Here is a 25,617-nt window from a genome sequence, read left to right as displayed (position 1 = left end):
CAAGGGATAGGACAAGGGCGGAAGCTGGCGTAGGCGGGTTCTGACTTGTGGTGATGGGCACGGCGGACCGCTCCGGCGGCAAAGCCCCCCCGGGCTCACCCCTCCACCTGCGCCGGCATCTCTGCCAGCCGCTGCACCGATGTTCGCAAACCCTCCAGGATCGTGTCCGCCACCTTCTGCGGAAAACCCGCGGGCAGTGCTGCGCCGACCTCGGCGATCACCGCCGGGGTCCGCGCGATGATGCGCCCGATCAGCGCCTCGGCATCGGCACCCAGAAAACAGCGCGGTGCCATCGCATTGAAATGGCGGCGCTGGATATCGCGCAGGCCGTAGTGCCGGCTGCGGCCGGCGACCGCCATGGCCAGCTTGGCCTTGTGCCAGGAGAACTGGTTGGCGCCCTGGCCCACCACCGGCCAGATCGACATCACGTCGTACAGCGGCGTCATGCGGTAGCGCCCGCCGGCCAGCAGGCGGATGCTGAAGTTCTTGGCGTGCCCGTCCGGTGCGGCCAGCAGCCAAAACAGCAGTTGCGCGGCCAGCAGCGTCTGCAGATCATCGGCCTGGGCCACTGAGTTGCGCAGCACCATGGCGATCTCGATCATGCCGGGCCCGCCATCGGCCTCGTATTTCTGCAGCGGGCTGAGGCCGAACACCTGGCAGAAATCTTCCTGCAGCAGCCGCAGCAGCCAACTGCCTGACGGATGAGGCTGGCGGTCGAAACGCGTGACGCTCAGCACCTTGCGGCGGCCGAACGTCAGCATGTCGCAATCGGCCACCGGCAAGCCATAGGCGGCAAGGATCTTCAGGCACAGCCATTCGTTTTCCACCGACGTGCTCAGGTCGGCCCTGCGGTTGCCCACCAGGCCCAGCGGCAGCTTGAAAATATGCGTGGTCGGGGTGGCGCCATGCGGCCGCAGCCATTGGCCGTCATGGCGCAGCAGCGCAGTCTTCTCCTGCGCGCCGGCAATGGAGATGCGGAAGTCGTCGTCGTGCTCATGCCGGCCAAGCGCCGGGGTGGCGACGATGTCCTCCAGCCAGCGCTCGATCTGCTCGTCCGATAGCGGTTCGCCTTCGATCCGGTCGATTCCCGCAGGCGCTTCGTCTTCGCCCAGGATCTGCACCGCGCCCACGCAATCGCGGCCGATGGCGGCGAGCAGCTCGAAGGCTTCTACCGAGCCGGTCTGGAAGCGCAGCGCCAACCGGCGCCGGATGGCCTCGCTGTCCGGCAACAGGTTGTCGAAGTAGTTGCGCACGGCATCGCCACGCACCACGCGCCGGTTGCCCAGGCCATACCCGAGCGACAGCGACAGTGGCCGCCCGGCTTCAGAGCGGATCCAAGCCTCGTCGTATTCCAGTTCCATCCCGGTACCGGACGGCTGGCGCCAGGTGCCCACGCGCTGCCCGTTGGCCCAGACCGACAGCGCCGGCGTACGTGACCTGCGTGCCGCCATGATTACCACGCCACCTCGGACACTTCGGCGGCTCCCGTGGCCCGGTCCTGGACCACCAACTCCAGCCCGAGCGCGCCAACCAGCGCCAGCAACTGGTCGACGCTGATGGTGTCGGGGTTCAGCTCCATGTGCGACATCCGGCTCTGGCTGATATTCAGCCGCGCGGCTGCCTCGGTCTGGTTCAGGCCGGCCGCCTTGCGCGCAGCCTGCAGGATCTGGCCAAGCTGCCAGGGAGTGGAGACCACTTGTTTCATCGCGCCGATGGAATACCAATATGATAGGTATTTCTATTTTAGCGACAGCATGGGTATTTTTCAAATACCCATCTCATAGGTATTTGTATTTTAACCATGTCATGACTATATGTGCCCGAAGCGGCATCCTGTAGCGCAACATCGTGCCAGGCTCTGTATCTGTCCCCCGCCCCGGCGCCCCCGTATACTCTGGGGCCGGAGGCGGCCCAGCCGCCCCGCCGGCGCAGGACCCCGGCGTGGCATCACGCAAACGGGGCCGCGCCTCACCGATCCCAAACATACAAGCAACGGAGCAGCAGCATGCGTGTCGCATTTCTCGGACTGGGCGTCATGGGTTTCCACATGGCCGGCCACCTCGCCGCCAAGGGCCACGAGGTCACCGTGTACAACCGCACTGCCGCCAAGGCGCAGGCCTGGGTCGAGAAGTTCGGCGGCAAAGCGGCGCCCACGCCGGCACAGGCCGTGCGCGATGCGCAGGTGGTCTGCTCCTGCGTGGGCAATGACGACGACCTGCGCGCGGTGCTGACCGGGCATGACGGCGCCTTCTTCAGCGCGCCCAGCGGCTGCATCTTCGTGGACCACACCACCGCCAGCGCCAACGTGGCGCGCGAACTCCACGCCGCCGCGCGCGAGCACGGCCTGCACTTTGTCGACGGCCCGGTCTCCGGCGGCGAAGTCGGCGCGGAGAAAGGCATCCTGACCATCATGTGCGGCGGCGATGCCGACGCCTATGCGCGCGCCGAACCGGTCATTGCCGCCTACGCACGCGCCGTCACGCGCATCGGCGAATCCGGTGCCGGGCAACTGGCCAAGATGGTCAACCAGATCAGCATCGCCGGGCTGATCCAGGGCCTGTCCGAGGCCATCGCCTTTGGCGAGCGCGCCGGGCTCGACATGCGCCTGGTGCTGGACGTCATCAGCAAGGGCGCGGCCGGCTCATGGCAGCTCGAGAACCGCGGCCCCACCATGATCGACAACAAGTTCGACTTCGGCTTCGCGGTCGACTGGATGCGCAAGGACCTGGGGCTGTGCCTGGACGAGGCGCGCCGCAACGGCGCCGGCCTGCCGGTGACGGCGCTGGTCGACCAGTTCTATGCCGACCTGCAGCAGATGGGCTGTGGCCGCGCCGACACCTCCTCGCTGGTCAAGCGCCTGCGCCAGCACGCCAGGGACGCCTGACGCCAGCCCTGCGCCACCTGCCGTCGTCCGATTCCTACAGCGCAATCGGCGTGTCTCGGAGAGGCCCCTGCCCGGCACGGGCCTAAGCTGGACACATGGGGCCGGTTGCCTGTACTGGCCCGGCAACGATGCAGGAGACCATCATGTGGAAACTCGCAGGTGCGCTTCTGGTAAGCGCAAGCATGGCGCTGGCCGGCTGTACGGCGGCGGGCGCGGTGGCCGGCGGCGTGGCTGGACACGAGTTGACTGACGGCAGCGCCGCCGGGACCATCGGCGGTGCCGTGGTGGGCGGCGTGATTGGTCACGAACTGGGCAAGTAAGCAAACCCTGGCCCTTGGGCCCACCAGGCAGGAAGGCCGCTTCGCGCGGCCTTTCTGCCCTTTCTGCTTGTCTTGCGGGATTGCCGTTCAGGCTTTCGGCCGGCGCGACGCGCCGCCGGTCGTCCGCCGCAGCCGTTGCCAAACCAGTACAGGCAACCGCAGCACGAAGCCGGCCAGCAGCCGCAGGTGCATTCCAGTCAGCAGCAGGTTGTCGCGCAGATAGCGGAAGTGCGACACCCCACCCTCGCGCTGGCCGAAGTAACGCACCGGGGCATCGGCATTGATCGGGCGCACGCCGCGCCAGCACAAGCGCACCGCCACTTCCGGGTCGAAGTCGAAGCGCCGCATCCAGCGGCTCTCGCGCATGACCGCGCGCAGCGGCGCGATCGGGTAGACGCGAAAGCCGTACAGGGAATCCCCGATGCCTGCCCACAGCGTCTCGACATCCGCCCAGAAATTGGACATACGCCGCCAGTAGACCCGCTCGCGCGGCGCGCTGGCGTCGAAGACGGGCCGGCCCAGCACCATGGCGCCTGGGTTGCGCTGCGATATCGCCATGAACTGCGGAATCAGGTGTGCAGGATGCTGCCCGTCCGAATCCATCACCAGCACATTGGTAAAGCCAGCCGCCGCGGCCGCGTCGATGCCATGCAGCACCGCGGTGCCCTTGCCCTGGTTGTGCGGCAGCACCAGTACGCGCAGCCCGGGATCGGTGGCCGCCTGCGCCAGCAGCCACTGGTCGCTGCCATCCGTGCTGCCGTCCACGACCACCCAGACCGGTGTCCAGGCTGCGCGCGCCGCGCGCAGCACTTCATGCAGGCGCACGCCGGGGTTATAGCTGGGGATCAGCACCAGGTGCGTGGCGGACGGCTCGGCGCCGCCCATGGGGCAGGCGCTGCCGCCGGCCACCAGTGCGGGCCCGGGCATGGCTTGCTGCGGCATGTCGTGCTCCGGTACTGGCTTTGGGAAAGGGGAAAGGAGGAGTGACGGCGCGCCGGGCTAGCGCGTGCGGTGTTCCGCCAGGTAGTTGGCCAGGCTGCCCAGCGAGGCAAAGATGGTCTTGTTGTCGGGGTTGCCCGAACGCAGTTCGACCCCGTACTTGCGCGACACCAGCAGTGCGATCTCGAGGATATCGATGGAATCCAGCCCGAAGCCTTCGCCATAGAGCGGCGTGGCGGCATTGATGTCCTCAAGCCGCAGCTCGGCAATGTCGAGTTCGTCGATGATCAGGCGGGCAAGTTCGGTTTCGAGTTCGGTCATGTCGCTAGGTGGCTGGAATGCCGCTGCGGCATGGGTCCGGGCAAGGTTGTCCAGTCCGCATGGCAGGGCAACCGATGCTATCAAAAGGGGCAAATCCCAGCCAGTTGAGAGAAGTTTAGTAACAACAAAGGCGGCCCTTTTGGGAATCATCACCACGTCGGGCCGGTCTTTTGGGGTATAAAGCGTTCGCTTCGCGCACCATGCGGCGTCATTTCCGGCAACGCCGTGCGCCAAGCGACTTACGCTACACACAATATACCCTCGCAGATGCCAACGAGCCAGCAATTCGACCGCCCCTCCACGCCCGCCGCGCCGGCCATGCCTGTGCGGCAGGATGCCGTGCCGGCAGGCCGGCGCCACGGCTGGATTGCCGCGGTCGCCGCCTTTGTCGCCTACGAATCCGCCCTGCACCGTGCGGCACACCAGCCGGGTGCGGAAGTCGCCGCCTTGTGGCTCGGGGCGGCGCCGTTCCTGCTGATCGGCTTCCTTGCCTGCCGCCGCGCCGGATGGCGCGTCCCTGCGCTGGCTGGCTTGCTGGCCGCCTGCGCCGCCCTGTGGATCTGGCGCATGCCGCTGGCCACGCATTTCGGCTGGACCTATTTCCTGCAGCACGCCGGCATCAATGCCGCGCTGGGCGTGATGTTCGCGCTGAGCCTGCGCCCCGGCCACACGCCACTGTGCACGCAGATCGCGACGGCAATCCATGGCCAGCTGCCCCCCGCGCACCTGCGCTACACGCTGCGCGTGACCCAGGCCTGGACGCTGTTCTTTGCCGCGATGGTGGGCATATCGACGCTGCTGTTCATGCTCGCGCCGGTGGCAACCTGGTCCAGCTTCGCCAACCTGGCCACGCCGCTGCTGATCGCGCTGATGTTCGTGGGCGAAGCCGTGTGCCGCCGCATCGCCTTCCCGGGCATGGCCCACGGCGGCCTGCTGGACGCGGTGCATGGCTATCGCGCAGTCATGGCTGCCCGTGCGGGCCGGCCCGGTCTGCCGCGCTGACGCGCCGCAAACCGGCCCCTACACTGGCAACAGGCACAGGCCCCGCCCCATGACCATGCTCCCGATCGTCGCGCATGCCTCGCCCGAAGACATCATCGCCTGGGTGCACGGGCGGCCTGTCAGCGTGCGCCAGTTCCTGGCAGATGCGTCCAGCCTGGCCGATGCGCTGCCGGCAGGCAGGCACGTATTCAACGCCTGCACCGACCGCTACCGCTTCACCGTCGGCCTGTGCGCCGCGCTGCTGGCGGGCAAGGCCACCCTGCTGCCGCCGTCGCATACGCCGGAGATGGTGCGCCAGCTGGCCGACTTTGCCCCGGACGCCTTCTGCCTGCACGACCAGCCTGACGCGGCATTCGCCATGCCGGCGTTCCACTATCACGACGGCCTGCGCGGCGCCGCCACGGACGGGCCGGTCGAGATCCCGCAGCTTGCCGCGACCCAGGTCATGGCGTACGTGTTCACGTCAGGCTCGACCGGCACGCCAGTGCCGCACCGCAAGACCTGGGGCGCGATGGCCCGGTGCGCGCAGGCCGCGGCACAGCGGCTCGGCCTGCTGGACGGGCGTGCCTGGACCCTGGTGGGCACGGTGCCGCCGCAGCATATGTTCGGGCTGGAAGCCACGGTCATGCTGGTGCTGCAGGGCCGCGCCGCCCTGGTGGCGGCGCCGGCTTTCTATCCGGCCGACGTGCGCGATGCACTCGCCTCGGTGCCGGCGCCGCGTGCGCTGGTCAGCTCGCCCGTGCACCTGCGCACGCTGGTGCAGTCGGGCATGGCGATGCCGCCGGCAGACCTGGTGCTGTGCGCGACCGCCCCGCTTGGCCGCCAGCTGGCGGGCGAGACCGAGGCCCTGTTCGGCGCTCCCCTGTGCGAGATCTACGGCAGCACCGAGACCGGCCAGATCGCCACGCGCCACACCGCGCAGGCCGATGCCTGGACACTGGTGCCAGGCGTGCGGCTGCAGGCACGCCAGGGCGACGGTGGCGACACCGAGACCTGGGCCGAAGGCGGCCATATCGAACAGCCGGTGTCGCTGGGCGACGCCATCGCGCCGCTGGATGCCGGCCACTTCCTGCTCCATGGCCGCAAGGCCGACATGCTCAATATCGCCGGCAAGCGCACCTCGCTGGCTTACCTGAACCACCAGCTCACGGCCATCGACGGCGTGCGCGACGGCGCATTCTTCATGCCCGATGACGCGCACGAAGGCGACACGCATGGCCACGTGGTGCGGCTGGTGGCGGTGGCGGTGGCGCCAGGCGTCGCCCCGGCGCAGCTGCAGCAGGCGCTGCGCGCGCGCATCGACCCGGCCTTCCTGCCGCGCCCGCTGCTCTTTGCCGACAGCCTGCCGCGCAATGCCGCCGGCAAGCTGCCGCGCGAGGCCCTGGCGGCGCTGGTCGCAAGGCTTGCCGGGGCGCACCACGGCGATAGCGCGGCAAGGCCTGCCTTTGTCATCGACGCCGATCACCCGGCCATCGCCGGCCACTTTCCCGGCCATCCGATCGTGCCGGGGGTGGTGCTGCTGGACCACGCGGTGCTGGCACTCGGCGCGGCGCTGGGCCGCCGCCTTGCCGTCACCCAGGCTGGCGCCATCAAGTTCCTGAGCCCGGTGACCCCAGGCGAGCGCGTTGAGATCCTCCACCAGGCCGACGCAGCGGCCGATGGCGGCGAGATTATCCGCTTCACGCTGCGCAGCGCCGGTCGCGATGTCGCCAGCGGCACGCTGCAGGTGCGCGGCGCCGCGCCGCAAGCGGGGGCATCGGCATGCTGAGCTGGCTGTGGAAGCGGCAGCCGCCGCTGGAATCCGAATGGTCGCGCCGCCAGGAGCGCGGCAGCATCACGCTGCTGCGCGTCATGACGTGGATCTCGCTGGCACTGGGCCGCCCGGTCGGGCGCGTGGTGCTGCGGGGGATTGCGGCGTACTTCATGCTGTTCGCGCCGGCGGCACGCCATGCCTCGCGCGCCTACATGGACCGCGCCCTCGGGCGCGAGGCCAACTGGGTCGATGGCTACCGGCATGTGTTCACCTTCGCCTCGACCATCCATGACCGGATCTACCTGCTCAACGGCCGCTTCGACCTGTTCGATATCCGCCTGCACGGAGAGGAGCAGCTGGAAGCCGCGATGGCGCGCGGCCGCGGCGCAATCCTGCTGGGTGCGCACCTGGGCAGCTTCGAGGTGGTGCGCGCGCTCGGGCGGCGGCACCCGGACATGGAAGTCGCGATCACCATGTACGAGGAAAACGCGCACAAGCTCAACGACGTGCTGCAGTCGATCAACCCGGCGATGCGCCAGGACGTGATCGCGCTGGGCCGCTTCGACACCATGCTGCGGGTGCGCGACTACCTGGACCGCGGCTACATGATCGGCATGCTGGCCGACCGCACGCTGTCGCAGCGCGCCACCGACCCGGTGCAGCAGTGCAGCTTCCTCGGCACGCCGACCGGCCTTCCGACCGGCCCGCTGCGCATGGCGGCGATGCTGCGCCGGCCGGTGTTCTTCATCACCGGCCTGTACCGCGGCGGCAACCGCTACGATGTGCACTTCGTGCCGCTGGCGGACTTCACCGACACCGCGCGCGGCCAGCGCGAGGCAGCCGTGCAGACCGCGCTGGCGGAATACGTGCGCCTGCTGGAGCAGTTCTGCCGCAGCGCCCCGTACAACTGGTTCAACTTCTACGATTTCTGGCACGCCGGCCCGCCGCTGTCTGAACAGCCGCCGCCGGGCAACGAGCCATGACCCGCGAGCCCTGAGCAGCCCCTGATGTCCCTTTCCAGACGCCCTTTCCGCTACCTGCTGTCGATGCTGCTGGCCAGCGCCATGCTTGCGTCGGCCACACCGTCCGGCGCCGCCACGTTTGGCGTCGACCAACTGATGTCCACCCTGGCGCAACGCAAGTCGGGGCGCGTGCTGTTCACCGAGACCAAGTACATGGCGATAGTCGACAAGCCGGTGCAGTCGACCGGCGAACTGCTGTTCACGGCGCCCGACCACCTGGAGAAGCGCACACTGTCGCCCAAGGCCGAGAACCTGGTGCTCGACGGCGACATGCTGACGGTCGAGCGCGACGGCAAGCGCTACACCATGCCGCTGCAGAACTACCCCGAGCTCGCCGCCTTTATCGAAAGCATCCGCGGCACGCTGGCAGGCAACCGCCAGACGCTGGAGCGCTACTACAAGCTCGGCCTGGAAGGCCGCGCCAGCCGCTGGACGCTGACGCTGACGCCGGCGGACTCGCGCATGGCCGCGGTGGTCAGCCAGGTGCGCATCGACGGCAGCCAGGATGCGCTCGACCGCGTCGAGATCCGGCAGGCCGACGGCGACCGTTCGGTGATGAAGATCCGACCTGCCGGCCGCCCATGAGCGCAGCGCCGCCCGCAACGATGCGCCCAGCGACGCGCCGGCTCGCGCTGGCGCTGTGGATTTTCGCCATGCTCGCCTGCGCGGCTGTGATCAGCCGCACCACCTTCACGGCCGACCTCTCGGCCTTCCTGCCGCGGCTGCCCAGCGCCGAGCAGCAATTGCTGGTGAACCAGCTGCGCGACGGGCTGGTATCGCGCCTGGTCCTGGTTGGGATCGAAGGCGGCGATGCCGATGGCCGCGCCGCGGTATCGCGTGCCATGGCGGCACAGCTGCGCGGCGACCCGCGCTTCACGGCGATCCAGAACGGCGAGCCGGTCAACCAGGACGCAGACCGCCAATACGTGTTTGCGCACCGCTACCTGCTCAGCCCCGCGGTCACGCCGGAGCGCTTCAGTGAACGCGGCCTGGCGCAGGCGCTGAATGAATCGTTCGAGCTGCTGGCCTCGTCCGCCGGGCTCTTCACCAAGTCGCTGCTGCCGCGCGATCCCACCGGCGAAGTGGCCGCGATGCTGGCACAGCTGGATGCCGGGCAGCGCGTGCCCATGCACGCCGGCGCCTGGGCGTCGCGCGACGGCAAGCGCGCGGTGCTGCTGGCGCAGACCGCCGCCGCGGGCTCTGACACGGATGCGCAGGCGCAAGCCATCGGGGCCGTGCGCGAGGCGTTTGCCAAGGCCGCGACGGCTGGCCAGTACCAGCTGGTGATGACCGGGCCGGGCGTGTTTTCCGTCAATGCGCGCGACACCATCCGCCATGATGTGGAGCGCCTGTCGACCATCGGCGTGGCCATCATCGTCACGCTGCTGCTGCTGGTCTACCGCTCGGTGCCGCTGCTGGTGCTGGGGCTGGTGCCGGTACTGAGCGGCGCGTTGGCGGGCATTGCCGCGGTCAGCCTGGGCTTCGGCGGCTCGGTGCACGGCCTGACGCTGGGCTTCGGCACCACACTGATCGGCGAGGCGGTCGACTATTCGATCTACCTGTTCGTGCAGTCCGCGCAGTACACGCGCGACGGCCGGCGCGACGAGCGCGCCTGGCTGGGCGGCTTCTGGCCGACGGTGCGCCTGGGCGTGCTGACCTCGGTCTGCGGCTTTGCCTCGCTGCTGCTGTCGGGCTTTCCGGGGCTGGCGCAGCTGGGGCTGTATTCGATTGCCGGGCTGACGACCGCGGCACTGGTGACGCGCTTCGTGCTGCCGCAGCTGGTGCCGGCCACGCTGCACCTGCGCGACGTGGCGCCGCTGGGCCGCCGGCTGCAGTGGCTGGCGGCGCGCGCGCACCGGCTGCGCTGGCTGGTGCTCGTGCTGGTGGTGGCAGCCGGCACGGTGCTGGCCATGCACCGCGGCACGCTGTGGGGTCGCGAGCTCCAGGCGCTGAGTCCGGTGTCGGCCAGCGACCAGGCCCTCGACACCAGGTTGCGCGAGGACCTTGGCGCGCCCGACGTGCGCTACCTGGTGGTGCTGTCCGGGCCGGACCAGGAATCCGTACTGCAGGGCGCGGAGCGCGTGGCAGGTGAACTGGACCCGCTGGTGGCGCAGAATTTCATCGGCGGCTACGAGAGCCCCGCGCGCTACCTGCCCAGCGCGGCGACCCAGCGCGAGCGCCAGGCCAGCCTGCCGCCGCCCGACGTGCTGGCGCAGCGCCTGAGCGCCGCCATCGCCACGCAGCCGGTGCGCGCGTCATTGTTCGCCCCGTTCCTGGCGCAGGCCGAGGCGGCGCGCACCGGTGCGCTGCTGCGGCGCGAGGACTTGCGCGGCACCTCGATGGCGCTGGCTGTCGATGCGTTGCTGGCGCAGCGCGACGGGCGCTGGAGCGCCACGCTGCCGCTGCGCGCACCGGCCCACACCCCGCAAAGCACTGGCGCGGCCGACGGCGTCGACACCAGCGCAGTGCGGGCCGCGGTCGCGCGGGCTGGCGTTCCTGACACGCTGTTCGTCGACCTCAAAGGCGAATCCGACCGCCTCTACACCGGCTACCTGCGCGAGGCCTTGCTGCTGTCACTGGCCGGCCTGCTGGCGATCATCGTGCTGCTGGCGGTGGCGCTGCGCTCGGCACGGCGCGTCGTGGCCACGGTGCTGCCACTGGCCGCGGCGGCGCTGGTGGTGCTGGGCGGGCTTGCAGCGCTCGGCCAGCCGCTGACGCTGCTGCACCTGGTGGGGCTGCTGCTGCTGATGGCCGTGGGTTCCAATTACGCGCTATTCTTCAACGGCCCCGCTGCAGGCAGCCAGGTGGCGGGCGCTTCACCGCATACACTGGTGTCGCTGCTGCTGGCCAACCTGACCACGGTGGCCGCCTTCGGCCTGCTGGCGCTGTCGAGCCTGCCGCTGCTCAAGGCCTTCGGCCTGACGGTAGGTCCCGGTGCCGTGCTGGCCCTGTGGTTTTCGGCGATCCTGGCGCGCCCCGCGGCGCCGGACATAGCCGGGAGTGCAACATGAATTCGTATCCCGCACCGCGCGTAACCTTGCGCGGCACCTCTTACAGCCGCCCCTGGCGCCCCACCCCGCTGCTTTACGGCGCCGCCGCCGTGCACTTGGGTGCCGCCGGCGCGATGCTGGCGCACCATGAGGCCATGGGCATGGCGCTGGCCGGCGTTGGCGCCGCCCATGCGGCAATGTGCGCCGCCGGCCTGTGGCCGCGCAGCCACTGGCTTGGCCCCAACCTGCTGCGCCTGCCGCCCTCGGCCAGTGACTGCGTGGCACTGACGTTCGACGACGGCCCCGACCCGGCGTTGACGCCGCGCGTGCTCGACATGCTGGACCAGCACGGCGCGCGCGCGACCTTCTTCTGCGTCGGCGCGCGCGCCGCGGCGCATCCGGAACTGGTGCGCGAGATCGTCCGCCGCGGCCACGCGGTGGAAAACCACAGCATGTACCATCGGCTGCACTTCTCGGTGTTCGGTCCCGGGCGCATGCTGCGCGACATCGGTGCCGCACAGCAGGTGCTGACCGACCTCACCGGCCAGGCGCCGCGCTTCTTCCGCGCGCCCGCGGGGCTGCGCAATCCGTTCCTTGAGCCGGTGCTGTGCCGGCTCGGGCTTCAGCTTGCCGCCTGGACCCGGCGCGGCTTCGATACCCGTTGCGGCGACCACGCCGCGCGCGTGGCGCAGCGCCTCACCGGCAAGCTCGCCGGACGCGACATCCTGCTGCTGCACGACGGCAATCCCGGCACCGATGCCGCCGGCAATGCACACTGCACCACGGTGCTGCCGGGCCTGCTCGCCGCCATCGAACACGCCGGCCTGCGCTGCGTCACGCTGCGCGCGGCCGTGCCGCCAGCCTGAGTGAGCGGCGGCTTGTTACAATTGGCACAGCCTTCCGAGATTCCTTCCATTCGTTCCCCCTAAGCCGTGTCCCCGCTCCTGTTCTCGCATTTCACGGCCGCCAGCTGCCTGGGCGCCGGTGTAGACGCCACCCTGTCGGCACTGCGTGCGCAGCGCGGCGGCCTGGCGCCCTGCCGCTTTGGCGGTGTCGAGCTCGATACCTTCGTCGGCGAAGTCCCCGGCCTGGATGCCGTGGCACTGCCGCCCGCACTGGCCGAATTCAACTGCCGCAACAACCGGCTCGCGCAACTGGCGCTGGAGCAGGACGGCTTTGCCGCGCGCGTGCGCGAAGCGGCGGCGCGCTACGGCGCCCACCGGGTCGGCGTCTTCCTGGGCACCAGCACCGCGGGCGTGCTGCAGACGGAACTGGCATATCGCCAGCGGGATCCTGCCAGCGGCGCGCTGCCGCCGGGCTTCCACTACGCCACCACCCACAACCCCTACTCGCTGCCAGCCTTCCTGCGCCAATACCTGGGGCTGGCCGGCCCGGCGGCAGCGGTGTCCTCGGCCTGTTCATCCGGCGCCAAGGTGTTCAGTTCGGCACGGCGCATGCTGGAGGCCGGGCTGATCGATGTGGCCGTGGTCGGCGGTGTCGATTCGCTGTGCCACACCACGCTGTACGGCTTCAATTCGCTGGAGTTGTTGTCCGACCAGCCGTGCCGGCCCTATGACGTGGCGCGCAACGGCATCTCGATCGGCGAGGGGGCGGCATTCGGCCTGCTCGAGCGCGTGGCCGGCACCACGCAGGGCGATGCCATCCTGCTGGCCGGCATCGGCGAATCGAGCGATGCGCACCATATGTCGACCCCGCACCCCGACGGGCTGGGCGCGCGCCTGGCACTGGAGCAGGCACTGGCCAGCGCGGGGGTCGCGCCAGCACAGGTCGGCTACGTCAACCTGCATGGCACCGCCACGCGCAGCAACGACGCCGCCGAGGCGATGGCCATGGCCGCGGTGCTGCCCGGCACGCCGTGCAGCTCCACCAAGGGCGCCACCGGGCATGCGCTGGGCGCCGCCGGCGCGCTCGAAGCCGTCATTTGCGCGCTGGCGCTGCGCCACGGCCTGGTGCCCGGCGGCATCAACACCACGCAGGTGGATCCGGCGCTGGACGTGAACTACCAGCTCGCCAACCGCGAGGCACCGCTGCGCTATGCGATGACCAATGCCTTCGGCTTCGGCGGATCCAACTGCAGCCTGCTGTTCGCCCGCGCGGACGCAGCTTCTCATTGAGCATCGCCATGCCGCAGCACGTGTATATCGAAAGCATCGGCCTGCTCGGCCCCGGCCTGACCGGCTGGCAGCAGGCCACCGAAGTCCTTGCCGGCCGCGTGCCGTATGCGCACGCGCCGACCGAGCTGCCGCCACCCGCGGGCCTGCCGCCGGCCGAGCGCCGCCGCACCGGCCCGACCGTACGGCTGGCGCTCGGTGTCGGCCAGCAGGCCGTCGCCGCCAGCGACTGCGAAGCCGCGCAGCTGCCGACGATCTTTGCCTCGTCCAGCAGCGACGGCTTCAACTTCCATGCGATCTGCGAATCGCTGGCCGAGCCCGAGCCGCTGATGTCGCCCACGCGCTTCCACAACTCCGTGCATAACGCGACCGCCGGCTACTGGTCGATCGCCGCGGGCGCGATGCGCACCTCCAATGTGCTGTGCGCCCTGGATGGCAGTGGCAGCGCGGGCTTGCTCGAATGCGTGCTGCAGGCCGCCGCCGATGCCGAGCCCTGCCTGCTGATCGCCTATGACACCGGCTATCCCGAGCCGCTGCACAGCCACCGCCCGATCCCCGATCCCTTCGGCGTGGCCGTGCTGGTCACGCCGCGGCAGACGGCGCGTTCGCTCGCGCGCATCGGCGTGGCCCTGAAGCAGGCTCCGGCCAAGATGATGCCGGACGCCGCGCTGGAAGCGCTGCGCACGTCGGCGCCGGCCGCACGCATGCTGCCGCTGCTGGCTGCCATCGCCCGCGGCGAGACCACCACCGTGGTGCTCGATTATCTGGATACGCTGCAGCTTGAAGCCGAGGTGGAAAGCCTCGGCGGCCAGGCGAATGGCTGAGCTGTTGAAAGACCGCGCCTGGATCGCGGCACGCATTCCGCACCAGGGCACGATGTGCCTGCTCGACGGCGTGCTGGCCTGGGATGCGGCATCGGTTCGCTGCACGTCCGCCACGCATACGCGCGCGGACAACCCGCTGCGCGCGCAGGGCCGGCTGGCCGCGGTCAGCGGGATTGAATATGCGGCACAGGCAATGGCCGTGCACGGCGCATTGCTGGCGGAAGCGGAATCAGGAATGGACGCGCAGCGCCCGCGCTCGGGCTACCTGGCCAGCGTGCGCAAGCTGGTGCTGCATGTGGAGCGGCTCGACGATATCGACGCGCCGCTGCAGGTTGAGGTGCAGCGCATCAGCGGTGAAGGCAGCAGTGTGCTGTACGCCTTCACCGTCAGCGCCGCGGGCCGGGCGCTGCTGTCAGGCCGCGCGGCGGTCATCCTGGATGCCGCCGCAGCCGGCCAAAGCGCCGACCGCAGCGCCGGCTGAAACGCTTCAGCGCGCCGGCAGGATCTTGCCGGACACCGTGCCGAAGCCGACGCGATAGCCTTCGCCCTGGCAGTAGCCGGTCATGATCACGTCGTCGCCATCCTCCAGGAAGCCGCGGCGGCTGCCGTCGGCCAGCGTCACCGGCTCGGCGCCGTTGCGGGTCATTTCGAGCAGGCTGCCGTAGGAATCCGGCGTGGTGCCGCTGATCGTGCCCGAGCCCATCAGGTCCCCCACGCGCACATTGCAGCCCGACACCGTGTGGTGGGCCAGCTGCTGCGCCATGGTCCAGTACATCGCCTTGAAGTTGGTGCGGCAGATGGTGCTGGGGGCCGCTGCGCCCTGCGGCTGCAGCGCGACTTCCAGGGCGATGTCATAGGCGTTCTTGTCCTGCTGCTGCAGGTACGGCAGCGGCTGCGGCGACTGCTCGGGGTTGTCGCGGCGGAACGGCTCGAGCGCTTCCATCGTCACCACCCACGGCGAGATCGAGGTGCCGAAGCCCTTGCTGTTGAACGGCCCCAGCGGCACGTATTCCCACTGCTGGATATCGCGCGCGCTCCAGTCATTGAGCAGCACCATGCCGAACATATGCGCCGGCGCATCGGCCGTGCTGACGGGCTCGCCCAGCGCCGATTCCTTGCCGACGATAAAGCCCATCTCCAGTTCAAAGTCCAGCTTGCGGCAGGCGCTGAAGATCGGGCGTGCCTCGTTCGGCAGCTTGATCTGGCCGTTGGGGCGATGCAGCGGCGTGCCGCTCACCACCACCGAGCTGGCACGGCCGTTGTAGCCGATGGGGATTTCCAGCCAGTTCGGCAGCAGCGCATTGTCCGGGTCGCGGAACATGCGGCCGACGTTGGTGGCGTGCTCCTTGGACGAATAGAAGTCCGTGTAGCCCGGGATCTCCACCGGCAGGTGCAGCGTCGCGGCCGACATCGGCACCAGCGCCTTGTCGCGCAGCGCGGCGTTGTCGCGCAGCGCGGCGTCATCGCCGGACAGCAGCGCGCCCAGGCGCTTGCGGGTTTCGCTCCACACCGGCTTGCCCAGGGCGATAAAGCGGTTCAGGCTGCTTGCGGCAAACGTGCCTTTGGCAGCGGCCGGCAGCAGGCCGGCATCATCCAGCGCGGCGAGGTCCAGCACCTGGTCGCCGATGGCAACGCCGACGCGCGGGGCCTGGCCCTTGGTCGAAAACACGCCATACGGCAGGTTCTGCAGCGGGAAGTGGGACTGGCCGTCGTTGGCGGAAGCGATCCAGCTGGTCTTGGGGGCGGTCATTGGGAAACTCCGAAAATTTGGTGGCACTTGTCGCGTGCGGCGACGCGTCATGCTTGACGAGCGCCTGCCCTCTCCCCCGGCCTCTCTCCCGCTTGCGGGAGGGGAGAAAGCCGGGCGGGCGGCCAGGCGCCCGGGATTAGCGGGTGTTCGGGTTGAAGTGTTTCTTCAGGCCCTGCCAGCACGTGTAGTAGTCCTGCTGCAGCGAGGCCGACTGCGCGGCATACGGCGTCGGGCGGATCACGCCCGGCGTCTCGAACATGAAGGCCATGGTGTCCTCGATGCGATGCGGCTGCGAGGTATCGGCGGCGCTGGCCTTCTCGAAAGTTTCCGCATCCGGGCCGTGGCCGCTCATGCAGTTGTGCAGGCTGGCGCCGCCCGGGGCAAAGCCTTCGGCCTTGGCATCGTAGACGCCGGTGACCAGGCCCATGAATTCGCTGGCGATATTGCGGTGGAACCAGGGCGGGCGGAACGAGTCCTGCATCGCCAGCCAGCGCGGCCCGAAGATGACGAAGTCGATGGTGTCCACGCCCTGCGTGGCCGACGGCGACTGCAGCACCAGGAAGATCGACGGATCCGGGTGGTCGAAGCTGATCGACCCGATGGTATTGAAGTGGCGCAGGTCGTACTTGTATGGGGTGTAGTTGCCATGCCAGGCCACCACGTCCAGCGGCGAGTGGCCGATCCCGGCGCGCCACAGGTTGCCCTGGAACTTGGCCACCAGCTCGAAATCACCCTCGCGGTCTTCATAGCTGGCCACTGGCGACAGGAAGTCGCGCGGGTTGGCCAGGCCGTTGGAGCCGATCACGCCCAGGTCGGGCAGCTGGAACAGCGCGCCGTAGTTCTCGCAGATATAGCCGCGCGCCTCGCCGTCGGGCAGCTCCACGCGGAAGCGCACGCCGCGCGGGATCACCACGATCTCTTGCGGCTCCACTTCCAGCCGGCCCAGCTCGGTCACCATCAGCAGTCGGCCCTGCTGCGGCACGATCAGCATCTCGCCGTCGGCGTTGTAGAAGAAGCGGTCCTGCATCGACTGGTTGGCCAGGTACAGGTGGATGCCGCAGCCGGTCATGGCCTCGGGGCCGCCATTGCCGGCCATGGTGACGATGCCGTCGACAAAGTCGGTCGGCACCGACGGCATTGCCGGCGGGCTCCAGCGCATCTGGTTGGGCGACGGCGGCACCTGGTCGAAACGGCTCAGGAAACGCGACTGCTCGATCTGCGTGAACGGCGTATGCATCGCGGCCGGGCGGATGCGGTACAGCCACGAGCGCCGGTTGTGCGCGCGCGGCGCGGTAAAGGCCGTGCCGGACAGCTGCTCGGCGTACAGGCCGTAGGGCGCGCGCTGGGGCGAGTTCCGGCCCACGGGCAGCGCACCGGGCAGCGCCTCGGTGGCGAATTCATTGGCGAAGCCGGACATATAGCCGTGCTCGGCGAGCTGGGTGTGCGTGAGTGTCATGGTGTCGTCAGCGTTCCTGGGTCTCGTTCCATCTGGCGCTGCGCTGGCGCCTGGCGGCCTCTTGCTGGGAGTGCCTGCCGGTTCGTATTCAGCCAGTGCGTGGTGCACGCGGCATGAATTACATAATGCGTAATGAATTTACCATATCGTAATCGCCAGCATCGGACGTGTCAAACAACATCGCGTGCGCATGCGCCGGACGCCGCTTGCACTGCAGTTGTAGGCCGGAAACGGGAAAAGCGCGAAGAAACCAGCCAGGCGCTGGGACGCGCGCGTTGACGCCTGCTCGACGGCAATCGAGCAGCTGAAGAGGAAAACCAGACCAGGAAAGGCGGGAAAGCGCCGAAGCAGGCAGCCAGGCCTGCGGCGTCATCCACGCCAGGCGTCGCGAACGGCGGCGCTCAGGACAGTAGCAACCGGCGCGGTGCGGAACGCCCCGCGCCGGTTGTCATGGGGTGGCCTGGAGGCCAGCTGCCGGTGCCGGCGCGTTGCAAACGCGGCCGGCCAGGCAGCGGCCGGATCAGACCGGCTTGTGGCCCTCTCCGGTCCCGGAGCCGAAACCGCCTCCGGAAGCCGGCGCCGCAGCCGGCGCGGCCGTGCTTCCGGCGGCCGGCTGGCCTGCCATGGAAGCTGCCGTCACGCCGCCATTGCGGCTGGCAATAAATGCGTTGACGTCTGCAGCAAGATGCTGCGGGGCCAGCACGACTTCCAGGCCCAGCGCCTCGCAGGCGGCCAGGAACGTTGACATGCGGGGATCGGCCTGACCCGACTCCGCCCGCAGGTAGGCTTCCCGGGAAATCCCCGCTTTACGGGCGACGTCCTCCTGCTTGAGCTTGCGCGCGCGACGCAACGCCCGCAGTTGCCGGAACGGTTCGCTAGCGCCTCTTGGCACGGCTGTACTGTTCATGTCGGTCTCCAGTCACCAGTGAAAAAAAGTGCGCGGACGTGCATTCGAGTATAGAGCACGCAAAGCGTTCCGTATGTAACCGCAGAAACACTTTGTGCAGATTTCTTAGAAGTCCGCAATCCCACCCTGACATCGGCCGACTGGCGAACGTCAAAGAGCCGGATCGTGCACAACATCGCTGAGCCGCCCAATCTCTAACGAGCCTTGGCGGTTTGCGTTGACGTCACATGCCTATCCATATGACGTTATGGCCTCCCGGACACAAGTGCGCAAGTCGGGGCAAATACCATGCATCTGGTTTCGTTGACAAACCGACCGGTCGTGCTATTCTCCACACCATGCAGAAAGGACAACTCACCCGCAACGCGATCGTCGAACAGGCACTGGACACCGCTGCCAAGGTCGGCTTTGAACAGTTGTCGCTGGCCACGCTGGCCGCGGACACCAATATGTCGAAGAGCGGCCTGTATGCGCACTTCAAGTCCAAGGAGGTGTTGCAGCAGGCGGTGCTGGACCTGGCGGTGGAGCGCTTCGGCGAGATCGTGATCCGGCCGGCGATGCGCCAGCCGCGCGGGATGCCGCGGCTGCAGGGGCTGTTCGAAGGTTACCTGGAATGGCTGGGCGGCACGGTGACACAGGGACGTTGCCTGTTCACGGCGCTGGGCCAGGAATACCGCGACCGGCCGGGCTCGATCCGCGACCTGGTGGTGCAGTCGCTGAAGGACTGGCACAGCACGGTTGCGCGCGTGGTGGGCGACGCCATCGATGAGGGCCATTTCGGGCCGGACACCGACCCGCGGCAATTTGCTTTCGAACTCGCGGGCATCGGCATGGCCTTCCAGCAATCGTTCAAGCTGCTAGGCCGCGAGGATGCCGAGACCATGGCGCGGCACGCATTTGCGGCACTGGTGGCCCGTGCCGCCGAGGGCGCCCGCGGCCACTGAACCACACATTGGCGCCGGCGCTATCCCGCCGGCAGGCAGCAACCGCTCCGGCGGACTTTTTTTGTACCAAAAAAAGCACGACTGGTCGGTCGTAACAACAGCACGGAAAGCCGCCGGCGGGGCCGGTGCCGATGTTGCCGTGCAATCCAGAATCCATTGGAGGTGCAGGTCGTGACGCAAGCAATCTCTTCTCCTTCCCCGGTTTCCTCATCCCCCGGCGCCGCGCCCTTGCCCGCGCGCGCCGGCAATGCGCCGCTGCGCCCCGGCAAGTCCGGCGCGGTGGAGCGGGCCTTGCAGGGCTGGCAGCGGTTGCGCTGGCAGGCGGGCAGCGTGGTCAGGCCCGGCGCGACCGCGCGGGCGCTGGAGCACATCTGGTTCAAGCCGCCGCGCGCCGCCGCCACATCGGCAGCGCGGCACTTGCTGGACAGTGCGCGCGCCGACTGGGCGCTGGTGACGGGCCGGGGCCCGAGCCGGCGCGTGCGCGTCTACCGCTGGGGCGCGTCCGGCCCCGTGGTGCTGCTCGCGCACGGCTGGGGCGGCCATGCCGGCCAGTGGCATGCGGTGGTCGAAGGCCTGCTGGCCGCCGGCATGCGCGTGGTGGCCTTCGATGCGCTCTCGCACGGCGCCTCCGATGCCGGCGCGCGCGGCGCGGCGCAGACCTCGGTGCTGGAAATGTCGCGCTCGCTGCTCGCCGCGGCCTGGCACGCGGGGCCGGTGCACGCCGTGGTGGCGCACTCGCTCGGCGGCGCAGCCACCGCGCTGGCGCTGCGCGAAGGCCTGCCCGCTCGCGCCGCCGTGCTGGTCGGGTCGCCGGCCGACATGCACGCCGCGTGTGCGTCGCTGGCCTGGCAAATGGGTTTCACCCCCGGCGTGCTGGCACGCATGCAGCGCCAGAGCGAGCGCTGGCTGGGACTGCCATGGTCGGCTTTCAACGTGCCCGACGTCGGCCGCACCCGGCCGGTCCCGCCAACGCTGGTGATCCATGACCGCGACGACAAGGAAGTGCGCTGGGAAGACGGCGCCGCCATCGCCGGCGCCTGGCCCGGCGCGCAACTGGTCACGACCAGCGGCCTGGGGCACCGCCGCATCCTGCAAGACCCCGGCGTGATCCGGCACATCGCCGATTTCATCCGGCCTGGCACAGCCCCCGCGCGCGCGGCGATCCCGCCAGCGTTGCACGCCCTGGCCGTCGACTGAACCTGGAGACCATCATGTTCCTGGTGAGCAATGACATGACCGCCACCCTGCCCGCACGCAGTTCGCTGCGGCTGGTGGCGGGCCCCGGCGAACACGTCGCCGTGCGCTGCACCGAAGGCGAGCTCTGGCTGATCCGCGACGGCGACCCGAAGGATACGGCGCTGACGGCGAGCGAGAGCTTTACGCTGTCCGACAGCGGCCATATCGAGCTGTATGCCGTCACCACGGCATCGCTGCACGTAACGCGCTGCCGGCAAGGCGCCGGGCCGGCGGCGAGCGCCTGGCGGCAATGGCTGCGGCGCTTGCTGGCGCCGCCCGGGCGCGGCTATACCGGCGCAGGCCGATGACAGGTGGGGCTGGACAGCCTCACCCTGCCAGCCCTGGCGCGGATGCGCGGTCGTGGTTGAGTGCAACTCTTGGCGGTTAATTGCGTTTTTTGACTTGAGAAGCGCGCCCTCCCGGGGCAGGCGCTTCAGATACGCAAGACAGCCAGCAGCCCGCGTGCGATCGCCTGCAGCCAGCCGGGCCGCCAGGTCAGCGTGAACGACACCGCCAACGCCCCCGCCATCATCGCCAGCGCCCACAGCAGCACGCCCAAGCCGGTGCGGTTGCCCGCCAGCGCGGCCACGGCGCCAAGCGCCACCAGCGCCCAGGCTGCGCAGCGCAGCCGCCGCCGGCCACTGGCGGGCAGGTCCGCGCCCTGCCCCGACAACTCGGTCCAGTGCCGCTCCGTGGCGCAGGCAAACAGCACGAAAGCGCTGTACGCGCACAGCGCCAGGCCCAGCAGCAGCAAGTGTTCAAGCGTGGTTGGCACGGTCCATCTCCTCTAGCGCCTGGCTGCTGGCAGCAGCGGTCCGGGCCTGGCGTGCCGCGTCGACGCGCCGCAGCCGTCGCGCCGACGCCAGCGCCAGCCCACCGGTCAGCAGCAGCACGATGTCGACGCCGGCTACCGCAAGGTGGCCGCGCGCCAGCGCAAGCGGCAGCCAGTCGCCGGTGCTCAGGCCGTTGAGCACCGGCGCCGCCAGCGCCAGCGCGGCGATTGCCAGGCATTGCTGGCGCCATGGCACCAGCGTGCGGCTGCCCGGACGCATCGCCACGCGCGCATGGATCGCGGTCGCCAGCCACACCAGGAAGAACAGCCCGGCCTCGATAAACTCGCGCGACGGCAGCGTCATCGGCAGCAGCCGGTTGGCCACCATCATCGCCAGCGTGGCGATGACCAGGCCCGTGGTGGTACCCGCTGTGACCGCGGCCGCCAGCCGCACGCCCTTTTCGCCGTGGCGCGCATGGCGCTTGTCGAGCCAGTACAACTGCCCGGTGGCGATCAGCACGCACCCCGCCAGCCCGGCCAGGAAATACAGCCAGCGCAGCGGCCAGTGATCGAACGCGATGAAGTGCATGCCGGTCAGGAAGCGCTGCGTGGTCGCAGCCGGCTGCAACGGCACGTGGTGCAGCAACGCACCGGTGGCGCCGTCGAAGTAGGCGGCGTCGTCGGCCAGGCTGACGCGGTCGCCCACCGAGCGGCTGACCTTGACCACGGCGTTGGCATCGCCGGGGTTCCACACCCGGATCGCCGCCGGCGCCGCACCGCCCCAGCGTGCGCGCGCGGTCTCGACCATCGGCCCAAGCGCGGCCATCGGCGCCGCCACCCCGGCGGGCGGGCGCGAGTAGCCCGACAAGGCCTGGTCGTAGAAGGTGTTCGGCTGCTGGTACAACGCGCTGATACCGGCCGGCATCAGGATCATGTAGACGATGCAGATCCCGGAGAACGTGATCACCGCATGGAACGGCAGCGCCAGCACACCGGTCAGGTTGTGCAGGTCCAGCAGGCTGCGCTGCAGCTGCTTGCGCGGCCGGATCGTGAAGAAGTCGCGGAAGATGCGGACGTGGACGATCACCCCCGACACGATCGCCGCCAGCATCGCCATCGCTGCCAGGCCCACCAGCCAGTAGCCGATGTTCCAGGCGCGCAGGTGCAGGTTGTAGTGCAGCGGATAGAAGAACGACGACGCGCCCAGCGTGCCCACGTCAGGCAGCAGCTCGCCGCTGCGCGGATCGGCCAGCCGGATCTGCCCGCCCGCGGCGGCATAGCGCACGCGCGCGATCATCACCGGGGTGCGCTGCTCGGGCAGCGTGACCGCCCATTCGCGCAGCGGCTTGCCGCCCGCCAGCGCCGCCACGGCGCGCGGCACCACGGTGTCGATGTCGATCGTGGGCGGCGCTGCGTCCAGGCGCGTGGCCGGCATCATCCAGCGGTCGACCTCGCGGTCGAACACCGCCACCGAGCCCATGAAGAACGCCACCATCAGCACACCGCCGAGCAGTACGCCAATCCAGGTGTGGGCCCAGGTCATGGCCTGGCGCAGGCCGCCGGCGTGTGCATCGGCCTTCTGTGCGCGGGTCTTGTTATTTCGTGCGGGTCGCGTCATGCCAGCTTCTCCCCCAGCCACCACGCCACGCCGGCGCCGATGGCCGCGCCGGCCACCAGTACCAGCCACACGCGCAGCAGGTGGCGCGTGACCAGCGCCCACAGCGACATCATCGGAAACAGGAGGAAGGCCAGCATTGAAAACCAGAGCACGGCCTCGCTGCGGGCCAGGCCCAGGCGCCAGCCGAGCGCGGCGCCGCCGGCGGTGATGCCCCAGACAAAGGCATAGCTGCCCGCCAGCGCGGCCAGCGAGCGGGCGGTCATGACAAGCGCCGGCGGGAAGGCGCGGCGCGATGGCAGGGATGAGGGACTGTCGTTCATTGGAATTCTTGGCAACGCGCGGTCTTCGTGGTGGTGCAATGGCATCGCACCACCACGAAGGCCGCTGCGCTTACATCTTCATGCGCACGGTGAACATGGCCGCGCGCGGCTGGCCCCAGATGTTACCTTCGCGCGGGTTGTTGATCCGTGAGTAGTAGCTGCGGTCGAACAGGTTGGTCAGGTTCAGGTCCGCCGACACGTGCTTGTTGAAGTCGTAGCCGATCGCCGCATCGAACGTCGCATAGCCGCCGCGGCGCAGCGTGACCGCACCGATCGGCGCGGGGAACAGCGCGGTGTTCTGCACATGGCTGACCGCGGTCATGCCGCCACCGATGCGCCAGCGGTTGAAATCGCCGGGCAGGCGGTACATCGTCCACAGCTTGAACAGGTGCTTGGGCGCAATCGCCGAGAACGGCGTGTTGACCTGGCCGGTGCGGTTCTGCAGGTCCTGCGTGACGTTGAACGTGTAGCCGGCGTAGATGGTCCAGCTCGGCGTGATGCGGCCGCTGGCTTCCAGCTCGAAGCCCTGGCTCTTGGTCTCGCCCTGCGACACAAAGAACGGATTGCTCGGATTGGTCGTGTTGATATTGTCGAGCGTGGCGCGTCCGGTCTCGCGCACCTGGAACAGGGCCAGCGAGGTATTCAGCGCGCCCTCGAAAAATTCGCCCTTGACGCCGACCTCGTACTGCTTGCCCTTGATCGGATCGACCAGGTTGCCGCTGGCGGTCAGGTACTCATCCTGCGGCTGGAAGATCTCGGCGTAGCTGGCATAGGCCGACCAGTGTTCGGTGAAGTCGTAGATCAGCCCGGCGAACGGCGTGAACTTGGCGTTGATATCGTCGCCGCGGGTCACGCTGGTGGTCGACGTGTACTGGCGCGCGTTGATGTCCCACCAGCTCAGCCGTCCGCCCAGCACCAGCGTCACCGGATCCGCCAGCGAGAAGCGCGCGTCGCCATAGACGCCGTACTGCCTGGTCGTGGTGGTGATGCCCGTGCCATTGGGGGTGAAGGTCGGCTTGGCGAAGTCGCTGCGCGGGTTGAAGATGTTCACGACCTGCGAGAACGGCGAAATGGTATACCGGGGGTCGCGCCGTTCCGAGTCAGAGAAATTGAAGCCAACCAGCGCCTTGTGCCGCCGCCCGAACAGCGAGAACGGCCCGTTGGCATAGAGGTCGAAGCTGGTCTGCTCCTGCGTGTAGGTCTGCTTGGCCGCGAACAGCGTGGTCGTGTTCACGCCCGGGATCACCGGCGTATAGGCATAGGCCTGCTCGCGGTTCAGGCGGTTGTTCAGGTAGCGCAGCGCGCCCTTGACCTGCCAGCCGCTGTCGAACTTGTGCTCCAGCTCGGCAAAGGCCGAGGTGGTGTAGAAGTGGTCGCGGTTCCAGTCCGCGCCCAGGTAAGTCGAGCGCGGCACGTCGAGCAGGCTGGCCTGGCGCGTGACCGGGTTGAAGTAGGCCGGCAGCGTCCACGGCTGGCGGCCCTCTGAATCCTGGTAGCTCGCTCCGACCGTCACCAGCGTGCTGGGCGTGATGTCGTACTCGATCACGCCATAGAGCGCACTGGTGCGCATATTGGCCTTGTCGATGAACGAGTCCTTGTCCTGGAACGCGCCGGTGATGCGCGCGCGCAGCGTGCCGTCGGCATTGAGCGCGCCGCCGGCATCCACCTCGGCGCGGTAGTTGTTCCACGATCCCACCGACAGCGCGCCGCCGATCTGCGTCTCGCGCGTCGGGCGCTTGCGCACCAGGTTGATCGCGCCGCCGGTCTTGCCCGCCCCGGCGAGCAGGCCCGACGGCCCCTTGAGCACTTCCACCCGCTCGATCATCGACAGGTCCGGCTGCACGGTGTTGCGCCAGTCATACTTGGTCGGCACGCCGTCCAGCATGAAGGTGTCGATCTCCAGCCCGCGCGAATAGTAGATCGAACGCTCCTGGTCGCGCTTCTCGACGAACACGCCGGTGGCCTGCATCATCGCGTCTTCCAGCGTGGTCAGGTTCTGCTCGCGGATGCGCTCGGCGTTGACCACGGTGACCGATTGCGGCACCTCGCGCGCGGTCAGCGGCACCTTGCTGCCAGCGGTAGTGGGCGGGTTGATGGGGTTTTCGCGGGCGCCGTTGACCGTCACCGCCGGCAGCGATTGCTCCGGTTGCCGGGCGGTCCTGCCCGCGGCGGCCGGCTGCTCTGCCTGCGTTGCTGCCGATGCCGAACCTGTCGCGTTCTCCTGTCCGAAAGCCGACGCGCTGACCATCAGGCCAACGGCGGCCGGGATCCAGCGCATGGCGGTGCGGCACTGCACGGCCCCATGCCGTGTTGCCCGCGCGCGTTCGGTCGCGCGTCTGTTGCTGTGTTTCATTTCCTTCTTACTCCCCTGCTCTGTTGTGAAAATCCAGGCCGTGGGACCCGGCTGGCCGCCTGGTCGCGGCCGCC

24 protein-coding genes and 1 pseudogene are annotated in these 25,617 nt (G+C 69.1%); 14 read left to right on the top strand and 11 right to left on the bottom strand.

Annotated elements, in window-relative coordinates:
* Nucleotides 1-95 precede the first annotated feature (95 nt).
* Complete coding sequence (locus CF68_RS30715; RefSeq protein ID WP_035826404.1) at nucleotides 96-1,451, bottom strand: type II toxin-antitoxin system HipA family toxin; 1,356 nt, start codon at nucleotides 1,449-1,451, stop codon at nucleotides 96-98.
* 2 nt (nucleotides 1,452-1,453) lie between these two features.
* A complete protein-coding gene (locus CF68_RS30710; protein ID WP_035826401.1) occupies nucleotides 1,454-1,705 on the bottom strand; it encodes a helix-turn-helix transcriptional regulator in 252 nt (83 codons plus the stop codon).
* 270 nt (nucleotides 1,706-1,975) lie between these two features.
* On the opposite strand from CF68_RS30710, the pseudogene CF68_RS30705 reads away from it, so the two are divergent.
* Nucleotides 1,976-2,884, top strand: a pseudogene (locus tag CF68_RS30705) (NAD(P)-dependent oxidoreductase); the annotation flags it as partial.
* 143 nt (nucleotides 2,885-3,027) lie between these two features.
* The gene (locus CF68_RS30700) at nucleotides 3,028-3,204 is read left to right on the top strand and encodes a glycine zipper 2TM domain-containing protein (RefSeq protein ID WP_010810161.1); all 177 of its coding nucleotides are present in this window, start codon (nucleotides 3,028-3,030) and stop codon (nucleotides 3,202-3,204) included.
* Between the two features lie 87 nt (nucleotides 3,205-3,291).
* Here the strand turns inward: CF68_RS30700 and CF68_RS30695 are convergent, their stop codons facing one another.
* Both CF68_RS30695 and CF68_RS30690 read right to left on the bottom strand, forming a co-directional pair.
* Nucleotides 3,292-4,146 (bottom strand): glycosyltransferase family 2 protein, encoded by an 855-nt coding sequence (locus CF68_RS30695; protein WP_035826396.1) that lies wholly within the window; start codon nucleotides 4,144-4,146, stop codon nucleotides 3,292-3,294.
* Between the two features lie 57 nt (nucleotides 4,147-4,203).
* Complete coding sequence (locus CF68_RS30690; RefSeq protein ID WP_035826395.1) at nucleotides 4,204-4,464, bottom strand: phosphopantetheine-binding protein; 261 nt, start codon at nucleotides 4,462-4,464, stop codon at nucleotides 4,204-4,206.
* A gap of 267 nt (nucleotides 4,465-4,731) precedes the next feature.
* Here CF68_RS30690 and CF68_RS30685 point away from each other — a divergent pair, with 267 nt between their 5' ends.
* The 9 genes from CF68_RS30685 (at nucleotide 4,732) to CF68_RS30645 (ending at nucleotide 14,668) form a co-directional block, all read left to right on the top strand.
* Entirely contained in the window at nucleotides 4,732-5,466 is a 735-nt protein-coding gene (locus CF68_RS30685) for an acyl carrier protein (protein ID WP_235205947.1), read from the top strand.
* A 49-nt stretch (nucleotides 5,467-5,515) separates the two neighbouring features.
* Nucleotides 5,516-7,234 carry an AMP-binding protein gene (locus CF68_RS30680; RefSeq protein WP_035826393.1) on the top strand — a complete coding sequence of 573 codons (1,719 nt, stop codon included), beginning with the start codon at nucleotides 5,516-5,518 and terminating at the stop codon, nucleotides 7,232-7,234.
* A complete protein-coding gene (locus CF68_RS30675; protein ID WP_035826391.1) occupies nucleotides 7,228-8,202 on the top strand; it encodes an acyl-CoA synthetase in 975 nt (324 codons plus the stop codon). The genes CF68_RS30680 and CF68_RS30675 overlap by 7 nt, the downstream gene beginning before the upstream one ends.
* Nucleotides 8,203-8,226: 24 nt before the next feature.
* On the top strand, nucleotides 8,227-8,826 hold the full coding sequence (locus tag CF68_RS30670) for a LolA-related protein (protein ID WP_035826388.1): 600 nt from the start codon (nucleotides 8,227-8,229) through the stop codon (nucleotides 8,824-8,826).
* Nucleotides 8,827-8,846: 20 nt separating this feature from the next.
* Entirely contained in the window at nucleotides 8,847-11,252 is a 2,406-nt protein-coding gene (locus CF68_RS30665; RefSeq protein WP_051591773.1) for an MMPL family transporter, read from the top strand.
* A complete protein-coding gene (locus CF68_RS30660; RefSeq protein ID WP_035826383.1) occupies nucleotides 11,249-12,097 on the top strand; it encodes a polysaccharide deacetylase family protein in 849 nt (282 codons plus the stop codon). The genes CF68_RS30665 and CF68_RS30660 overlap by 4 nt, the downstream gene beginning before the upstream one ends.
* Nucleotides 12,098-12,163: 66 nt before the next feature.
* Entirely contained in the window at nucleotides 12,164-13,366 is a 1,203-nt protein-coding gene (locus tag CF68_RS30655; protein WP_035826381.1) for a beta-ketoacyl-[acyl-carrier-protein] synthase family protein, read from the top strand.
* Nucleotides 13,367-13,374: 8 nt separating this feature from the next.
* On the top strand, nucleotides 13,375-14,187 hold the full coding sequence (locus CF68_RS30650) for a beta-ketoacyl synthase chain length factor (RefSeq protein ID WP_035826379.1): 813 nt from the start codon (nucleotides 13,375-13,377) through the stop codon (nucleotides 14,185-14,187).
* Nucleotides 14,180-14,668, top strand: a complete 489-nt coding sequence (locus CF68_RS30645; RefSeq protein WP_035826377.1) for a 3-hydroxymyristoyl-ACP dehydratase — start codon at nucleotides 14,180-14,182, stop codon at nucleotides 14,666-14,668. The genes CF68_RS30650 and CF68_RS30645 overlap by 8 nt, the downstream gene beginning before the upstream one ends.
* Nucleotides 14,669-14,674: 6 nt before the next feature.
* Here CF68_RS30645 and fahA read toward each other — a convergent pair whose 3' ends face one another.
* The 3 genes from fahA to CF68_RS36720 form a co-directional block, all read right to left on the bottom strand.
* A complete protein-coding gene (gene fahA, locus CF68_RS30640) occupies nucleotides 14,675-15,937 on the bottom strand; it encodes a fumarylacetoacetase (protein ID WP_035826374.1) in 1,263 nt (420 codons plus the stop codon).
* A 136-nt stretch (nucleotides 15,938-16,073) separates the two neighbouring features.
* On the bottom strand, nucleotides 16,074-17,393 hold the full coding sequence (gene hmgA / locus CF68_RS30635; RefSeq protein WP_035826372.1) for a homogentisate 1,2-dioxygenase: 1,320 nt from the start codon (nucleotides 17,391-17,393) through the stop codon (nucleotides 16,074-16,076).
* Nucleotides 17,394-17,913: 520 nt separating this feature from the next.
* Nucleotides 17,914-18,300 (bottom strand): helix-turn-helix domain-containing protein, encoded by a 387-nt coding sequence (locus tag CF68_RS36720; protein WP_011617393.1) that lies wholly within the window; start codon nucleotides 18,298-18,300, stop codon nucleotides 17,914-17,916.
* Between the two features lie 338 nt (nucleotides 18,301-18,638).
* Here CF68_RS36720 and CF68_RS30620 point away from each other — a divergent pair, with 338 nt between their 5' ends.
* The 3 genes from CF68_RS30620 to CF68_RS30610 all read left to right on the top strand — a co-directional run bounded on the left by CF68_RS30620 (nucleotide 18,639) and on the right by CF68_RS30610 (nucleotide 20,788).
* Nucleotides 18,639-19,244 carry a TetR/AcrR family transcriptional regulator gene (locus CF68_RS30620; RefSeq protein WP_035826370.1) on the top strand — a complete coding sequence of 202 codons (606 nt, stop codon included), beginning with the start codon at nucleotides 18,639-18,641 and terminating at the stop codon, nucleotides 19,242-19,244.
* A gap of 171 nt (nucleotides 19,245-19,415) precedes the next feature.
* Nucleotides 19,416-20,441, top strand: a complete 1,026-nt coding sequence (locus CF68_RS30615) for an alpha/beta fold hydrolase (RefSeq protein ID WP_035826455.1) — start codon at nucleotides 19,416-19,418, stop codon at nucleotides 20,439-20,441.
* A 14-nt stretch (nucleotides 20,442-20,455) separates the two neighbouring features.
* Nucleotides 20,456-20,788: a DUF2917 domain-containing protein gene (locus CF68_RS30610; RefSeq protein WP_035826369.1), complete on the top strand. Its 333-nt coding sequence runs from the start codon at nucleotides 20,456-20,458 to the stop codon at nucleotides 20,786-20,788.
* A gap of 125 nt (nucleotides 20,789-20,913) precedes the next feature.
* On the opposite strand, the gene CF68_RS30605 is transcribed toward CF68_RS30610, so the two are convergent.
* The 4 genes from CF68_RS30605 to CF68_RS30590 form a co-directional block, all read right to left on the bottom strand.
* A complete protein-coding gene (locus CF68_RS30605) occupies nucleotides 20,914-21,255 on the bottom strand; it encodes a DUF3325 domain-containing protein (RefSeq protein WP_063832600.1) in 342 nt (113 codons plus the stop codon).
* A complete protein-coding gene (locus tag CF68_RS30600; protein ID WP_051591771.1) occupies nucleotides 21,239-22,870 on the bottom strand; it encodes a PepSY domain-containing protein in 1,632 nt (543 codons plus the stop codon). Before CF68_RS30600 ends, CF68_RS30605 begins: the two co-directional genes overlap by 17 nt.
* Nucleotides 22,867-23,190 carry a hypothetical protein gene (locus CF68_RS30595; protein ID WP_051591770.1) on the bottom strand — a complete coding sequence of 108 codons (324 nt, stop codon included), beginning with the start codon at nucleotides 23,188-23,190 and terminating at the stop codon, nucleotides 22,867-22,869. The genes CF68_RS30600 and CF68_RS30595 overlap by 4 nt, the downstream gene beginning before the upstream one ends.
* Nucleotides 23,191-23,260: 70 nt before the next feature.
* Nucleotides 23,261-25,543, bottom strand: a complete 2,283-nt coding sequence (locus tag CF68_RS30590; RefSeq protein WP_084187554.1) for a TonB-dependent siderophore receptor — start codon at nucleotides 25,541-25,543, stop codon at nucleotides 23,261-23,263.
* Nucleotides 25,544-25,617 lie beyond the last annotated feature (74 nt).

Source organism: Cupriavidus sp. SK-4 (assembly GCF_000611125.1).
Taxonomy (GTDB): Bacteria; Pseudomonadota; Gammaproteobacteria; order Burkholderiales; family Burkholderiaceae; genus Cupriavidus; species Cupriavidus necator.
Note: the sequence above shows the minus strand (reverse complement) of the source record. Positions and strands in the feature narration are given on the sequence as shown.

Coding starts and splice junctions, on each gene's coding strand:
- CF68_RS30715 (WP_035826404.1), bottom strand. CDS start 1,451: ATGGCGGCACGCAGGTCACGTACGCCGGCGCTGTCGGTCTGGGCCAAC.
- CF68_RS30710 (WP_035826401.1), bottom strand. CDS start 1,705: ATGAAACAAGTGGTCTCCACTCCCTGGCAGCTTGGCCAGATCCTGCAG.
- CF68_RS30700 (WP_010810161.1), top strand. CDS start 3,028: ATGTGGAAACTCGCAGGTGCGCTTCTGGTAAGCGCAAGCATGGCGCTG.
- CF68_RS30695 (WP_035826396.1), bottom strand. CDS start 4,146: ATGCCGCAGCAAGCCATGCCCGGGCCCGCACTGGTGGCCGGCGGCAGC.
- CF68_RS30690 (WP_035826395.1), bottom strand. CDS start 4,464: ATGACCGAACTCGAAACCGAACTTGCCCGCCTGATCATCGACGAACTC.
- CF68_RS30685 (WP_235205947.1), top strand. CDS start 4,732: ATGCCAACGAGCCAGCAATTCGACCGCCCCTCCACGCCCGCCGCGCCG.
- CF68_RS30680 (WP_035826393.1), top strand. CDS start 5,516: ATGACCATGCTCCCGATCGTCGCGCATGCCTCGCCCGAAGACATCATC.
- CF68_RS30675 (WP_035826391.1), top strand. CDS start 7,228: ATGCTGAGCTGGCTGTGGAAGCGGCAGCCGCCGCTGGAATCCGAATGG.
- CF68_RS30670 (WP_035826388.1), top strand. CDS start 8,227: ATGTCCCTTTCCAGACGCCCTTTCCGCTACCTGCTGTCGATGCTGCTG.
- CF68_RS30665 (WP_051591773.1), top strand. CDS start 8,847: ATGCGCCCAGCGACGCGCCGGCTCGCGCTGGCGCTGTGGATTTTCGCC.
- CF68_RS30660 (WP_035826383.1), top strand. CDS start 11,249: ATGAATTCGTATCCCGCACCGCGCGTAACCTTGCGCGGCACCTCTTAC.
- CF68_RS30650 (WP_035826379.1), top strand. CDS start 13,375: ATGCCGCAGCACGTGTATATCGAAAGCATCGGCCTGCTCGGCCCCGGC.
- CF68_RS30645 (WP_035826377.1), top strand. CDS start 14,180: ATGGCTGAGCTGTTGAAAGACCGCGCCTGGATCGCGGCACGCATTCCG.
- fahA (WP_035826374.1), bottom strand. CDS start 15,937: ATGACCGCCCCCAAGACCAGCTGGATCGCTTCCGCCAACGACGGCCAG.
- hmgA (WP_035826372.1), bottom strand. CDS start 17,393: ATGACACTCACGCACACCCAGCTCGCCGAGCACGGCTATATGTCCGGC.
- CF68_RS36720 (WP_011617393.1), bottom strand. CDS start 18,300: ATGAACAGTACAGCCGTGCCAAGAGGCGCTAGCGAACCGTTCCGGCAA.
- CF68_RS30620 (WP_035826370.1), top strand. CDS start 18,639: ATGCAGAAAGGACAACTCACCCGCAACGCGATCGTCGAACAGGCACTG.
- CF68_RS30610 (WP_035826369.1), top strand. CDS start 20,456: ATGTTCCTGGTGAGCAATGACATGACCGCCACCCTGCCCGCACGCAGT.
- CF68_RS30600 (WP_051591771.1), bottom strand. CDS start 22,870: ATGACGCGACCCGCACGAAATAACAAGACCCGCGCACAGAAGGCCGAT.
- CF68_RS30595 (WP_051591770.1), bottom strand. CDS start 23,190: ATGAACGACAGTCCCTCATCCCTGCCATCGCGCCGCGCCTTCCCGCCG.
- CF68_RS30590 (WP_084187554.1), bottom strand. CDS start 25,543: ATGAAACACAGCAACAGACGCGCGACCGAACGCGCGCGGGCAACACGG.